General features: G+C 58.0%; 13 protein-coding genes. 11 read left to right on the top strand and 2 right to left on the bottom strand.

Annotated elements, in window-relative coordinates; all coding sequences use genetic code 11:
- The first annotated feature begins 2 nt into the window (after window positions 1–2).
- The 10 genes from P9228_RS22840 (at window position 3) to P9228_RS22795 (ending at window position 11112) form a co-directional block, all read left to right on the top strand.
- Window positions 3–1172, top strand: a complete 1170-nt coding sequence (locus P9228_RS22840; RefSeq protein ID WP_278055800.1) for an ABC transporter ATP-binding protein — start codon at window positions 3–5, stop codon at window positions 1170–1172.
- Window positions 1173–1182: 10 nt separating this feature from the next.
- Window positions 1183–2556, top strand: coding sequence for an extracellular solute-binding protein (locus P9228_RS22835; protein ID WP_278055798.1), 1374 nt, complete (start codon window positions 1183–1185; stop codon window positions 2554–2556).
- Window positions 2557–2595: 39 nt separating this feature from the next.
- Window positions 2596–3528 (top strand): sugar ABC transporter permease, encoded by a 933-nt coding sequence (locus P9228_RS22830; RefSeq protein ID WP_278055796.1) that lies wholly within the window; start codon window positions 2596–2598, stop codon window positions 3526–3528.
- 20 nt (window positions 3529–3548) lie between these two features.
- The gene (locus P9228_RS22825) at window positions 3549–4433 is read left to right on the top strand and encodes a carbohydrate ABC transporter permease (protein WP_278055794.1); all 885 of its coding nucleotides are present in this window, start codon (window positions 3549–3551) and stop codon (window positions 4431–4433) included.
- A gap of 513 nt (window positions 4434–4946) precedes the next feature.
- The gene (locus P9228_RS22820; RefSeq protein ID WP_278055792.1) at window positions 4947–5852 is read left to right on the top strand and encodes a branched-chain amino acid ABC transporter permease LivH; all 906 of its coding nucleotides are present in this window, start codon (window positions 4947–4949) and stop codon (window positions 5850–5852) included.
- A gap of 10 nt (window positions 5853–5862) precedes the next feature.
- Entirely contained in the window at window positions 5863–7251 is a 1389-nt protein-coding gene (gene livM / locus P9228_RS22815) for a high-affinity branched-chain amino acid ABC transporter permease LivM (RefSeq protein WP_278055790.1), read from the top strand.
- Window positions 7252–7280: 29 nt separating this feature from the next.
- Window positions 7281–8348, top strand: a complete 1068-nt coding sequence (locus tag P9228_RS22810) for an ABC transporter ATP-binding protein (RefSeq protein ID WP_278055788.1) — start codon at window positions 7281–7283, stop codon at window positions 8346–8348.
- The gene (locus P9228_RS22805) at window positions 8348–9076 is read left to right on the top strand and encodes an ABC transporter ATP-binding protein (RefSeq protein WP_278055785.1); all 729 of its coding nucleotides are present in this window, start codon (window positions 8348–8350) and stop codon (window positions 9074–9076) included. Before P9228_RS22810 ends, P9228_RS22805 begins: the two co-directional genes overlap by 1 nt.
- Before the next feature lie 15 nt (window positions 9077–9091).
- Window positions 9092–9436 carry a DUF6867 family protein gene (locus P9228_RS22800; protein WP_278055784.1) on the top strand — a complete coding sequence of 115 codons (345 nt, stop codon included), beginning with the start codon at window positions 9092–9094 and terminating at the stop codon, window positions 9434–9436.
- 557 nt (window positions 9437–9993) lie between these two features.
- Window positions 9994–11112, top strand: coding sequence for a branched-chain amino acid ABC transporter substrate-binding protein (locus P9228_RS22795; protein WP_278055783.1), 1119 nt, complete (start codon window positions 9994–9996; stop codon window positions 11110–11112).
- Between the two features lie 1083 nt (window positions 11113–12195).
- Here P9228_RS22795 and P9228_RS22790 read toward each other — a convergent pair.
- Both P9228_RS22790 and P9228_RS22785 read right to left on the bottom strand, forming a co-directional pair.
- Window positions 12196–13392 carry an amidohydrolase family protein gene (locus P9228_RS22790; protein ID WP_278055782.1) on the bottom strand — a complete coding sequence of 399 codons (1197 nt, stop codon included), beginning with the start codon at window positions 13390–13392 and terminating at the stop codon, window positions 12196–12198.
- Between the two features lie 7 nt (window positions 13393–13399).
- Complete coding sequence (locus tag P9228_RS22785) at window positions 13400–14038, bottom strand: amino acid synthesis family protein (RefSeq protein ID WP_278055780.1); 639 nt, start codon at window positions 14036–14038, stop codon at window positions 13400–13402.
- A 98-nt stretch (window positions 14039–14136) separates the two neighbouring features.
- On the opposite strand from P9228_RS22785, the gene P9228_RS22780 reads away from it, so the two are divergent.
- A complete protein-coding gene (locus tag P9228_RS22780) occupies window positions 14137–14811 on the top strand; it encodes a GntR family transcriptional regulator (RefSeq protein ID WP_278055779.1) in 675 nt (224 codons plus the stop codon).
- The last annotated feature ends 18 nt before the right edge of the window (window positions 14812–14829 follow it).

The following is a 14829-nucleotide window of genomic DNA, read 5'->3' as shown; positions in this document are numbered from 1 at the left end:
CGATGACGAAAGTTCGCTTTGAGCGTGTCTCCAAGATGTTTGGAGACTACACCGCGGTACAAGAACTCAATTTCGAGATCAACGACGGCGAGTTTCTTGTGCTCGTTGGCCCTTCGGGTTGCGGCAAGACAACCACCTTGAGAATGCTCGCGGGGCTGGAGACGCCGTCCTATGGGCGTATCTGGATAGACGACAAGGACGTGACACTGCTTCCTCCTGGCGAGCGGGGCATCTCAATGGTCTTCCAGAGTTATGCCCTCTATCCGCATATGACGGTCGCGAAGAACCTGTCATTCGGCATGGAAGTCAGGCATGAGCCGAAGGCTGAACGCGCCGTGCGAGTGCGGCGCGTTGCCGAGATGCTTGGCCTCACTTCCATGCTGGATCGAAAGCCTGCCGCGCTCTCCGGCGGACAGAGGCAGCGTGTGGCTCTCGGCCGCGCCATGATCCATGAGCCGAAGCTCTTTCTCTTGGATGAGCCGCTCTCCAACCTGGATGCCGCGCTTCGCACCCAGATGCGGTTTGAAATCTCCGACCTACAGAAGAGGTTAGGGGTCCCGACCGTCTATGTGACGCACGATCAGGTCGAGGCAATGACCATGGGTCATCGCATTGCCGTGTTTGCTCGCGGTCACCTCATGCAGATCGGCACGCCGCAAGAGCTATTCCGCAACCCGATGAACCGCGAAGTCGCCAGTTTCATCGGTTCTCCGAAGATGAATATCGTGGATGGCGATCTCTTCGGGATCGAATCGCGCGCTTCCGTTCGGCTGCTCGGCGGTTCTTTCAAGCTGTCGGACGTCCAGGTCGCGGCCCTCTCGTCGAAGGCGAAACCCAAAGTGCAGGGCGGCATCAGACCCCAAGACCTGCATTGGATGCAGGACGCCCCGTCGCGCTGCGATCAGCGCATTTCGGGCCGGGTCGTCAGCATCGAGACCACGGGCGCCGAATCCTTCGTCATGGTCAAGATCGACGAGGATCTGGTGAATGCAAAGTTCCCAAGCTTTGCTCCCGTGAAAGTGGACGACACCGTCGATTTGGCGTTCGACGTCCACGACCTGCACCTATTCGACCCAGAAACTGGCGACGCGCTGCTGACGACCGACGTCAGTGCCACCAAATCGCGCAACCTGTCGCCCTCCGATCCATCTCTAACCGTGCAGCACAAATAAGGGGAAAAGCATGCGCAATCGAAATAAAATGTCGAAGTCGGTTATTCTTGGGTCTCTTGCGATCACGGCAACAATGATTGCTTTTCTGGCGCCGGCCACCGCACAGGAAAAGATCACCCTCAGGGTCGCCTATTCCCAGGACTTCGTTCCGCTTACTCCCGAGCTGGGGAAAGCCTATTGGGCAAGCATAATTGACCAGTTCCAGAAGGCAAATCCTAACGTCACCATCGAAGCCATCCCGGTCCCCGGCAGCTACAAGGACTTCGAAAACAAGATGGGTTTGCTCTATCGCTCGCCCGATACGGCTCCTGACTTGGCGGAACTGTCGAACCAGAACATCGTCCAGTGGATCGAAAGCGGCTATCTGGCTGACCTGAGCGAATATGCGGCCAAGGCCGACTGGTACAAGACGATCCCGGATTCCGTGAAGGCCGAGTACACGCTCGACGGCAAAACATATGGGATCAGTCACGGCGAGAACGAGATGGGTCTGCTTTATGACAAGACCCTCTTCAAGAAGGCCGGCATTGCAATGCCCTGGGAGCCGAAGACCTGGAAGGATGTTCTCGACGCCGCCCGCAAGATCAAGTCGTCGAGCCCTGACGCCTGGCCTCTCTGGCTGTCTACTGGCACTGCGCAGGGTGCAAGTGCGGCATCCTACGGTCCGAACAGCCTGTTGCTTGGGTCATCCGATCCGACCATCTACGATGCCTCCAGCCAGAAGTGGGTGGTAGACAGCAAGGGAATCCGTGAGGTGATCGATGCGTACCGGACCGCGTCGGCCGAAGGACTGCTGGCGCCGGCGTCCCAACTCCTGAACGCCACCGCCATCGCGACACCGCCCACAGAGATTCCCAACCATCATATCGGCATCACGCTGGCCGGTAACTGGTTCAGCCTGCAATGGGTCAAAAAGGTTTCTGCGCCCTACTCTCCGAACGCCAAGGACGAGGTGGGGTATGCTCCCTTGCCCACCGTCAATGGCCAGGCACCCGGCGTTGGATCCGCGCTCAGCGGCTGGGGCAGCTCAATCTACGCCAATTCCAAGAACAAGGACATCGCCTGGAAGTTCATCGAGCTCCAGATGACCAAGGACAATCTTCTGATGGCGGCCTTCAACGGATGGACTCCGCCCACGCCTGAAGCCTCCAACGACAAGGACTGGCTGGCCACCGATCCTTTCCAGGAAGGCTTCCAGAAGATCCTGCCGCTGTCGGTCGGCATACCCCTCAAAGCGGGCTATCCGGTCTGGGCCATGGGCTTCATCACCGCTACCGAGGCTGTGGTCCTGGACCCGACCGTAACGGTCGACGACGCCGTGCAGAAAATGAGCGACTACGTCGCCAACCAGTTGGGGCCGGACCAGGTAATGGTCAAGAAGTAACCCACCTGCCGGTCGGGTGACAGTTGCAAGGATCAAGCCGTGGGAACAAGTCCCAAACCCAAGAAGGTAGTTGTTATGGTGACGCCTCGGTTTGATCGGCAACGTTATGAATGGAGCAGCGCCCTCCTGCTTTCGCCGGCGGCGCTGCTTCTGGCGGGTCTGTTTTTGGTTCCAATAGCCTATGCGTTCTATTTGGGGCTAACCAATCTGCAGCTCATCGGAGCCAATGCTCTCCACTATCGGTTCACAGGCGCGTACAACATTCAGTACATGCTGCGCGACAAGGAGTTCTATCACTCCGTCCTCCTGACTATCTACTTTGTGGTCGGGGCTGGCGCGATAGCCTCGACCGTTGTGGGCTTGATCCTCGCATTGTTGATGGAAAAGGCTCTCCCGGCTTTCGGAACAATAGTCGGCGCTCTAGCGATGCTCGCCTGCATTCTCCCGCCGGCGACAGTTGCCGTTGTCTGGTTTGCGGTATCAACCGCGGGCGGTGTCCTTCCTACGGTTCTGGGCGTGCCCGGCTCCGACCTACTGTTCAAGTTTCCGATGACAATCGTGTCCGCTGCCAACGCTTGGTCCCTGTGCGGCCTATCCATGCTCATGTTCGCCGCGGCACTAAAGAACATACCCCGGGACATGATCGAGGCCGCCATGCTCGAGAATGCCTCGGGCGCACAGCGATTGTGGCGTATCACCCTGCCCATGTTGCGCCCGACGATCATGACTTCGGTGCTGATGATGACGCTGCTGTCCTTCGGGAACTTTACGCTCGTCTTCATGATGACAGGCGGCGGCCCAGGCGGGAAAACCAACATCTTGCCCGTCTACTCCTACCTGCAAGGCTTCAGCTTCAGCAATCTGGCCTATGGCGCCCTGCTCGGGAACGTCATTGTCCTCATGGCCGCGTTGCTCGGGCTTGCTTTCGTCGGCATCGACCGCTGGTTGAACCGGGCTCAAAAAGCCGCCTAGACATTTGAGGAAACCATCAAATGAGCATCACTGCTGATGAACGTCGCTTCAGGCCCGGCGGTGCGGTTTTGGACGGCGCGCCCAAGGTAAAGGAACGCCGTTTCACGGCAGATCGCGCGGCCGTCAACGTGGCTCTGCTTTTCTGCGGCATGCTTTTCGTCCTGCCGCTCACCTGGCTGGTCGTTGCGTCGGTGGATGCCACGGCGAGCCGCCAGGTCCATCTCCCGACGCTGACGATGGACAATTTCTATTCTGTCGCCGAGCCCGGGCGGCTGCAGGGAATCTTGAATAGCATCATTATCTCGCTGATTGCCACGATCGTCGCGACGGTTCCGTCCATTTTTGCGGGCTATGCCTTCTCGCGACGCTACATTCCGTTCAAAAGCGCGACGCTCTTGATTGTTCTGTTCCTATCAGGCGTGCCGATCAATATCGTTATCGTGCCGGTCTACCAGATATTTGCATCGCTCAACTGGCTGTCGATGATACCGACCGCGGTGTTCCTGGGCGTGACATCGCTTCCGTTTGTTCTCTTCATCGTCAAGAACGCCATCGATGCCATTCCGCTCGACCTGGAAGAGTCCGCCCGCATCGAGGGCGCGAACACCGCGCAGATCTTGTGGCGTGTCGTCGTGCCGCTGGCTATGCCCGGCATCGCCGCCGGTGCGATCTTCGCGTTCGTGAATACCTGGGGGAACTTCCTGGCTCCACTGGTTCTCATCACATCGTCAGACATGCAGCCGAGTCCAGTCAAGATCTTCTCGTTCCTGGCTGCCAACGTCACGCGGTATGGGGGGATAGCGGCCTACTCAATCGTCTACTCGGCGCCAGTTGTGATCCTCTATTTGCTGCTGAACCGCGTGTTCCGTAAGGGCTTTGTCTTAGGCGGCGCAGTTCGAGGCTAAGCAAATTACCGTTCACCTCCCAGCAACTGGAGCCGTCCAACTACCTCGTTGGGCGGCTCATTTTTCTTCGCTGGCGAAATCTTCCTGACGCTCACGATGTGGGAACGATCACTATCTACGGGGTTCTTGAGCGCACAATATGCGGCGGGCGTTGCGATTAATCCGCATTAAAGCAACTGGTGGGCAAGCGAAGGTTGGAGTTTCACGCCGACAAGCCCACCGCGCGGCGCCGGATTTCGTTAGTGTCAGCGAGGCGGTCATTACGCCTTGTTGGAACTATACGCCCTCATCCCAGAGAGGTCGTTCTCAGGGGAGGCCCATGGTGTCTTTGATATTCTCGCCTCGCCCTCTTAAGCCGAGAGAGTCGCTCTGGGCGCCTCGTACCCGGAATGGCGTCCGGATTTCGCACATTGACATTTAGTCTTACGTCCTTAATGTAAGACAATCTTATCCGCTGCAAGAGGCCCATGGGTCTGCTGCGGAATCGACTTTTTGGTGGAGGAGGACCGGCAGTTGGCGGGATATTTCATCCAGCAGCTTATCAATGGGCTGACACTGGGATCGATCTATGGGCTGATCGCAATCGGCTACACGATGGTCTATGGCATCATCGGCATGATCAATTTCGCCCATGGCGACATATTCATGGTCGGCGCGTTTGCGGCTTTGATCGTATTCCTCATCCTTGGCGCGCTGTTCTCTTCGGTGCCAATCGTGCTCGCGCTGCTGATCATGATGATCCTCGCGATGCTGCTGACGAGCCTCTACAATTGGACGATCGAAAAGGTGGCCTATCGGCCGCTGCGGGGCTCGTTCCGCCTGGCGCCACTGATCACGGCTATCGGTATGTCAATCTCCCTCTCCAATTTCGTGCAGGTCGCACAGGGTCCGCGCAACAAGCCAATTCCTCGGTTGTTTACCGAAGTATACGACCTAGGCGGCATTGCGATATCGCTTAAACAGATCATCGTTGTCGTCGTAACTGCCGTGCTGCTGGTTATCTTCTGGTACCTGGTTAACCACACATCCCTGGGGCGTGCGCAAAGGTCATGCGAACAGGACCGCAAGATGGCGGCATTGCTCGGGGTCGATGTCGATCGGACAATCTCCATTACCTTCGTTATGGGTGCCGCGCTCGCAGCCGTCGCCGGCACCCTGTTCCTAATGTACTACGGCGTTGTTTCCTTTTCTGATGGCTTCGTGCCGGGTGTGAAGGCGTTCACCGCCGCCGTTCTGGGCGGCATCGGCTCGCTGCCGGGCGCGGTCCTTGGCGGCTTAGCGATTGGTCTTATCGAGAGCATGTGGTCGGCGTATTTTTCAATCGACTACAAGGACGTCGCCGCCTTCTCGATCCTGGCGATCGTGCTGATCTTCTTGCCAACCGGGATGCTTGGCCATCCTGAAGTCGAGAAGGTCTGAATTGATGACAATGGCTGCTACCACCGCAGGCGGCGTCATCGTCGTCCATCCACTAAAGCGCGCTTTTCGAGAGGCGCTTTATGCCGGCGTGATTTCGTTCGGCTTGTTCGTACTGCTGATTGGACTAAAAACTGACCAGAACATCCGCAACGAGCTCGTTCTTATCCAGCGATGGGGCGCGCTTGCGGCAATCGTATTGCTGGTGATGACTGGCCGTTTTGTCTATGTCGGTTTCATTCATCCAGCCCTCGAGCGCCGAAAGGCCGTCGCAAGCAGTGCGCAGCACGGAGCCGTCGTACCAGGATTCATCGCTCGGAATTCTAGTTCGATCGGTATCACCATGCTGTTTCTGTTTCCGATCGTCTCAGTAATGGCCTTCGGCTTCCAAGGCTCTTTGAAGTGGGTCGACAATTTCGGCATTCAGATATTGATCTATGTGATGCTGGGTTGGGGTTTAAACATTGTCATCGGACTCGCGGGCTTGCTTGACCTCGGTTACGTCGCTTTCTACGCTGTCGGAGCCTATGCCTACGCCTTGCTTGGCACACATTATGGCCTGTCATTCTGGATCCTGCTCCCGTGTGCTGGAATCATGGCGGCTACATGGGGCGTGATGCTAGGCTTTCCGGTGCTGCGTCTGCGTGGCGACTATCTTGCCATCGTTACGCTGGCGTTTGGAGAGATCATCCGGCTGGTGCTAATCAATTGGCGGGAGGTCACCAACGGAGCCGCCGGACTCTCCGGCATCCCGAAAGTATCCTTCTTCGGTTTGGCCACGTTCAACGTTGGTGACGCGAACTACATCGGTAAGCTGCTGCACCTGGCTCCATCGGGGGCGTACTATAAAATCTTTCTTTATTATCTGATCCTGCTTCTGTGCTTGCTCACGGCCTTTGTCACCATCCGCCTGCGTCGCTTGCCGGTCGGCCGCGCGTGGGAGGCACTGCGCGAGGACGAGATCGCCTGCCGTTCTCTTGGCATCAACACCACGACTACGAAACTAACGGCCTTTGCCACCGGCGCCATGTTCGCAGGTTTTGCGGGTTCGTTCTTCGCAGCTCGCCAGGGCTTCGTGTCTCCCGAATCCTTCGTATATCTGGAGTCGGCAATCGTGCTCGCGATCGTCGTCCTTGGGGGCATGGGATCGCTTGGGGGTATCGCAGTTGCTGCATTCGTAATGATTGGCGGCACCGAAATCTTACGTGAACTCAGCTTCCTGAAAGTGATCTTTGGTTCAGACTTTACGCCAGAGCTTTACCGAATGCTGCTGTTCGGCATCGCCATGGTCGTCGTCATGCTTTGGAAGCCGCGCGGTTTCGTCGGCAGCCGGGAGCCCACCGCGTTCCTGAAAGAGCGCAAATCAGTGTCGGGTTCTTTCACTAAGGAAGGTCACGGCTAACGAGCATGAACACGAGTGCACACACTTCCATGAGCGACATCATACTCAACGTCGAGCACCTGTCGATGAGGTTCGGCGGGCTGCTCGCCATCAGCGATCTGTCCTTCCAGGCAAGGCGCCGCGAGATTACAGCGCTGATCGGCCCCAACGGCGCAGGCAAGACCACCGTGTTCAACTGCATCACCGGCTTTTACAAACCGTCGGTGGGCATGATCACGCTCAGCCGGGCCGACGGTTCGAGCCTCATGCTTGAGCGTCTGCCCAACCATGAGATACCGGGACGCGCCAAGGTGGCGCGCACCTTCCAGAACATCCGCCTGTTCTCGGGCATGACGTTGCTCGAGAACCTTCTGGTCGCGCAGCACAACAAGCTTATGAAGGCGTCGGGCTATACGATGCTTGGGCTGTTTGGCTTCTCCGGCTATCGCCAGGCTTCAGCGGAATCAATCGAGCTCGCCAGGCATTGGCTGGAGAAGGCGGACCTCGTCCATCGCGCCGACGATCCGGCCGGGGACCTGCCCTATGGCGCGCAACGCCGTCTTGAGATCGCGCGCGCCATGTGCACCGGGCCGGAACTCCTGTGCCTGGACGAGCCTGCCGCCGGCCTCAATCCGAAGGAATCGTCGGCGCTCAACGAACTCTTGATCGACATCAAGAACAACACCGGCACGTCGATCCTGCTCATCGAACACGACATGTCGGTGGTGATGCAGATCTCCGACCATGTCGTCGTGCTCGAATACGGCCGCAAGATTTCCGACGGCAATCCGCAATCGGTGCGCACCGATCCGCGCGTCATCGCCGCCTATCTCGGCGTCGACGACGAAGAGGTGCAGGAGGTGCTGACCGAAGTCGGCGACGAGGATGTCATCGAGCAACTCGATACCGGGCCGGACGCAGCGCACGGGCCCGGCAATTCCGCTTCGATGATGGCGGGACCGGTTTCCGACAGCGTCGAACACGCCGACGAGGGCGAGCGGGTCACCGTGTCGAAGGGGGCGTCGAAGGCGGCGCAGATCGATGCGCGCACGAGTTCGACGAAGAGCAAGCCGGCCCCAGCGTCCTCGACGGCCAAGCTACGCGGAGGGCGCAAATAATGGCCGGCACAACGCTGCTCGATATCAAGGGCGTCGAGACCTATTACGGCAACATCCGGGCGCTCAACGGCGTCAACGTCCAGGTCAACCAGGGTGAGATCGTGGCGCTGATCGGCGCCAATGGCGCCGGCAAGTCGACGCTGATGATGACCATCTTCGGCGCGCCGCGCGCCCGCGCCGGCACCATCACCTTCGCCGGAACCGACATCACCCAGTTGCCGACGCATGAGATCGCCCGCCTGCGCATCGCCCAGTCGCCGGAGGGACGCCGCATCTTCCCGCGCATGACGGTGATGGAAAACCTGCAGATGGGCGCCAGCCTCGACAACCTGAAGCACTATGACGAGGACGTCGAGAAGGTGTTCACGCTGTTCCCGCGGCTAAAGGAACGCATCGGCCAGCGCGGCGGCACGCTGTCGGGCGGCGAGCAGCAGATGCTGTCGATCGGACGCGCGCTGATGGCGCGGCCCAAGCTGCTCCTGCTCGACGAGCCGTCACTTGGTCTTGCGCCGCTGATCGTCAAGCAGATCTTCGACGCCATCCGTGAGCTCAACAAGACGCAAGGGCTGACCGTGTTCCTGGTCGAGCAGAATGCCTTCGGCGCGCTCAAGCTCGCCACGCGCGGCTATGTCATGGTCAATGGCAATGTGACGATGAGCGGCACCGGCAAGGAACTGCTCGCCAATCCGGAAGTGCGCGCCGCCTATCTCGAAGGCGGACATCACTAAGAGGGGTCTTCACCAATGGGCATCATCTACGAAGAAGCCTCGGTCTGGCAGTTCCTGTTCGTCACCTGCCTGCTCGGCGGCTGGGCGGCATGGATGACCGGCAAGGCGGCGGCACAGACCTGGAGCACGTATGTGCAGCTGTTCTTCTACATGCTGGGCCTCGGCATCGGCATCAGGTTCATCCATCATGCCCTGTTCGACGGCACGATGTTCTCGCTGCATTACTATATCGTCGACACCATCGTGCTGATGATCCTGGGCTTCCTCGGCTATCAATACACGCGCACCAACCAGATGGTCACACAGTATAACTGGCTCTATGAAAGAGCTTCCTTATTGAGCTGGAAGCCAAAGACCTGACGTTCATGATTAACGCCGGCTCGGGGACGAATCGGCGTGACAAGTGACTCACGCTTCGAAGTCTGAAACCTCTAGAGAGCGGGTTCTGACCCATAGAGATTTCTGGCCTGGGAACAGAAGAACGAACGACGCGTAGGGTCGATGTGTTCGGATGTTTGAGTGAAGGCCGGCAATCTCGTTTAGCGTTTACCGTGATGACTCGCTCAACTCAATTTGGCCTCCGGAATTATTGACACCAAATCCACACCGCGCACGCCCTGGCGTGTCGATCCTTCAGCTCGGCTGCGCCCGATTCATTTAGTCACCGCGGTATCCGCCAAATGTGAGTTCCAGCCTTCGCAAGTTCCATAGGTTCAGCAAGGCGTCTGTGCGTCGCAACGCCGACTCGCTTGAGTGAGCTCGTTGAGAGCGGGCAGTCGATTTCACTGATTGACAAAGTGTCAGACATTATTAATGTAACTCAATCTGTCAACGGTATGCCCGCTGAGGGCAACGGTCGGATGGTCCGTTGCAGGTGCAACGACCTGCAGGTAGGCTTAAATAGAGGGAACTATGCAATGAGGAAAATGCTACTTTCCGCGGTCGCAGCCGGTGCGCTTGTCGCACTAACTGGCCAAGCGTTCGCAGACGTTTTGATGGGTGTTGCAGGTCCCATTACTGGGGCAGGTGCTGCCTTCGGAGCGCAGCTCAAGCGTGGAGCCGAAAGGGCCGTTGCCGACATCAATGCGGCGGGCGGCATAAATGGCGAAAAGATCTCGCTCGAGATCGGCGATGACGCCTCCGATCCAAAACAAGGCATCTCAGTTGCCAACAAGTTTGTCGCCGACAACATCAAGTTTGTCGTGGGACACTATAACTCTGGAGTTTCGATGCCAGCCTCTGAGGTTTACTCGGAGAACGGCATTCTGGAGATCAGCCCGTCATCCACGATCCCTGAATTTACCGAGCGGGGACTCTGGAATGTGTTCCGCACCTGCGGGCGTGACGATCAGCAGGGCAAGGTAGCCGGCGACTATCTCGCCTCCCATTTCAAAGATGGGAAAATCGCGATCATCAATGACAAGTCGGCTTTTGGCCAAGGCATGGCTGCTCAGGTCAAGAAGGCAATCAATGCTGGTGGCGTCACAGAGGTGATGTACGATGCCGTCAACGTCGGTGAAAAGGACTTTTCGGCACTGATTTCCAAGATGAAAGCGCGCGGTGTCACAGTGATTTACTACGCCGGCTATTATGCTGAAGCTGGCCTTATCTCGCGCCAGTTGGCTGACCAGGGCCTCAAGGCAACCTTGATGGGTAGCGACGATCTCGCCACAGCTGAGTTCGCGGCGGTTGCGAGCGATGCGGCGGAAGGAGCCTTGTTCACGTTTGCGCCGGATCCTCGCAAGAACCCCAAGGCCGCGGACATCGTGAAAAAGTTCCGGGACGACGGCTTTGAACCTGAGGCATACACGCTCTACACTTATGCAGCTGTCCAAATCATTGCCCAGGCTGCAAAGGCGGCAAATAGCTTGGATCCCCAAGCTGTCGCCGAAGCCATCCATTCGAAAGGGCCATTCCAAACCGTAATCGGTGACATTGGTTATGACTCCAAGGGTGACATCACGCGCGCCGACTATGTCGTCTACCGCTGGGGAAAAGGTAGCGACGGGAACTACAGCTACGTAGAAGTCAACTGATCCCTTCCGGCCCTAACCTTCGAAACCTCCCATCGGACAGGGCCCGCGCCGAGCAACATATACGTTGCTCGGCGCTTGCGCTTGACAGGCCGCCTGCGTCGCAATCCCGAGCTGTCGAACGACAAACTCGAAACGCGGACTTGAACACATGCTAAAGAGGGCGGGCTTGAGGCATCGGACCGGCGTCAGCTTGGGCTTTCAATCGACATCGCAGATACCTCAGTCGTGCCGTTCGCATCAGCGCGGCTAGGCATTCCTGCATGCCGGCGGCCACGATACTCGTGCCTTGATGGGCTTTGCCGCCGCAGTTCCCCTGAATTGGTGGGAGCAGGTCTTCTTCGGCACTTCGTCTTAGTCTTTCAGCCCGCCGAGGAGGCAGGCCCACTTGGCGGCCGGCGCGACTTCGCGGGAAGGCCTTCTCGACGATATCGACGCAATCGGCATTTTACCTGCGAAGTATCCGATGCTGTCGGACAAGCAACTCGGTCCCATGCGGCAAAGCCCCCGGGCAGGATAGGCGCGCGGTTGCAGTCGCCTGCTCGATGGCAAGGAAACACAGCATAGACCTGGCGACGCTGCCCTCGAGGGCGCCGTTACATCGATGGCGCTACGTCAAGGTGGACCTCCAACATGGAAGGCGCCGGCGTTGAACGCGCCGAAGATGGTTGAGCTCATTCAGCGAGTGGGCAAAGACGTGGACGGACGAGATAGCTCAAGACGTCCGGCTGGACGGCGGCCTAGGATTTTGCGCTCGACAACGAATCTGTCCATCCATTGCGTTCGCCTTGGCTTTCGCGACGCCGTCACCGAATTCGTGAAACTGGGCTGGCGAGGGGCCTTCGCCCTCGCTGAGGCAATGAAAGCCTATCTGAACCAAACTGGAGCAGGTGAGTTTGAACACTGGCAAGGTGCAAGGTCTTTTTGCACCCTCCCGGCACGGTAGCGCCTTTTGGCCTGGCGATCCCGACGAGCATTCTGTCCTCTGGCTGATCCGATCAGTTCTGCGGAGATTGCGGGCGCTGGGATTGAGGCGGTACGCAAAAATCCAAATGCCTTCACCGGCACATACCGACCTATTGGCATTCAGTGAGCTGTGCCGGAAAAATCCTGCATAACATTGCTCTTAGCCACACGAACGCGCCGCATCGTTTCGGGAGTGTTCCGGCTGCGACCCACAAAGCGTGGAATTCCACCGGTAACCACTGCACCGACAGCAGGGATGTCCCCGTTCCTCAGCGCAGACAGAGCGTCGGACTTGGAGCCTCCCATGCAAGAATCGATCAGTACGATATCGGCGTCACGGCGGTGTGCGATCGTACCGCTGTTGAGACGGTACACCCTGGCGTTGTTGCCACATGCCGCGGCGATGGCAATTTCCGGAGCCATCTTTCCTAAGGAAGCGAGATGGCTGATCGTGTAGAGCATTCCGAGCGGCATGATGCCGCTGCCGGTGGGCGTATCAGTTGCAATCAGCAATCGTTCGAGCCGATTTGCGCGAGTGAGAAGCTCGGAGACCAGCAGCGTCGTGCGAAGATTGCCGGCGGTGCAGATCTGCAGCGCCATGTCGGACTCGTTGACCAGCCTGGGAAAATCTTCATCAGGCATTGCGATTGGCCCGCCATTTACATGGTAGGAGACATCCGGCTGCATGCGAAGCAGATGGTCGGCCCAAATCCCAGATGAGCCGGGGATCGACGCTCCCCCCGTATGAACCATCGAAATCATACCGTGACGTCGTGCCAATGCAACGAGCGGGGCATACTCATATGGCGTTGCGAATGCTCCAAACCCCGCTTTCACCATCCAGATTCCGGCCGCTTTGAGCTCGGCAAAGTCCGCGTCGGTGAGCCCGGGCTCGAGGATAAGCGACCCTGCATGAACTCTCATACCGCCCGGCCGGTATTGCTGAAAGCACTTGGCCGCGGCGATCGCGAGCGCTTTCACACCGGTCACATCCTTCGGGCGCCCGGGAACATGAACTTCGGACGCGCTGATGGACGTCGTTACCCCGCCGTGAACGTAGCTTTCAAGAAAACCGACGGTCTTTTGGCGGGGTGTGTAGTCACCGAACGTAATGTGGACGTGCGAGTCGATCAGTCCGGGTATTGCCATGGTCCCATTGGCATCGATTATGACATCGCACTGTTCGACATTGGCGGCACCAATGTTGCCTACTGCTTCTATCAGGCCGTCTGCCGTGATAATCGTGTCTCCGTCGACAAAAGGGGTCGACAGGTCCCCGGTCAAAATCGACCCGATGTTAACGATCGCGACTTTCATCACTCACCTACGCTCCGGCGACCTCGCTGCCGGCGGGTTGCCGCCTTGCTGAAACTTCCTCGTGCGTAAGACCGCCGACGCGTGCGTTGATACGCCCATGACTCACCAGACAGAATATGATCGCGATCTCATCAGGCATCGGGGTTCCTTGCAGCGTAATCGTCATCCCGTCATAATGTGACCTAACGTAAACATCGTCCTTGTGATTCATCGGAATGTCGATCGTGGTTCCTGGTGGCACCACCTTTTGCATTGAGGAAATCCACGCAACTCCCCCGCCGATCGCATCTCGGATCGGGTTCGCAAAGACTGTAGTGAGCAACGCGTTGGCATGCTCCTGTTCGCCATTAAGACCTACCAGCCCGCCTTTGCCATATCCCTGAGCGGTGTAGTCGCCGAGTGCATCCAAGGCCATTTCCCCCATGCGTCGCCCAAGCGCAACGCTCTCTTCAGTCAAGGGCGAAAGATCTTTCACATATCCCGCCGAAGCGTATGGGTTCTGCAGCACCGTGACTACAGCGACTTTGCGGACGGGCGCCGGAGCCGGCTGACCTGCTTCCTCGAACTTGTCTTCAATAACCGTATAGGTCCGGCGGATACGCAAATTGTGCACGGTATATGCCTCCAAAAAAACTTCATTCGTCATTTCCCTAGTATCAAATCGTCAGACATTCTGTCAATCTTAGTTGATGCAAGGCTGACACAAATCAGCTAAGGCTCAGCGTGCAACGGAGGCTGTTTAGGATGACTCTCATCGATTTTCGCGTCTCGCCCAAAACGGTGCAGCAGGTGACGGTCGAAAAGCTGCGTCAGGCAATCATAACCGGAGTGTTCAAGCCTGGTGACCGTCTTCTCGAGGCGGAGCTTTGCGAGCTTCTTGGAGTGAGTCGACCTTCCGTCCGCGAAGCATTGAGGAGCCTGGAGGCCGAGCGTCTTGTAGCGATCGTCCCCAACAAAGGCCCGCACATTCCGCGTCTGACCTGGGATCAGGCTACGGAAATCTACAAGGTGCGTGCGTTGCTGGAAGGCGAAGCTGCATCCTTGGCAGCGCAGAATGCAACGGACGAGTCGATCAAAAAAATGCGCGTTGCGCTGAGCGTGTTCGAGAAGGCGGCACGTGGGGCAGACGCGGCAGCCGAGGTGAATTCGACGGCCGATTTCTATGCGGAGATCCTCCGGTCCTGCAACAACAGCATTATAGAGGAAGTACTGGGCGGCTTGCTGGCCCGCGTCAATTTCCTGCGCGCCCGGTCGATGTCCATGCCGGGAAGGGCAAAAGTAAGCCTCAAGGAAATGAAATCCATCCTTGACAGCATTGAAGCCCGCGACAGCGAGGCTGCTCGGCGTGCAGCTATCCATCACGTTGAACAGGCCTATGCCTCCGCACATGAGGCCTACAAGCGCGAACAATTGGAGTGATTCAACAAAGACCACTCG

The sequence above is a fragment of the Mesorhizobium sp. WSM4898 genome (genome assembly GCF_029625845.1).
Lineage (GTDB): Bacteria > Pseudomonadota > Alphaproteobacteria > Rhizobiales > Rhizobiaceae > Mesorhizobium.
This window is presented reverse-complemented; position numbering and strand designations above follow the sequence as displayed.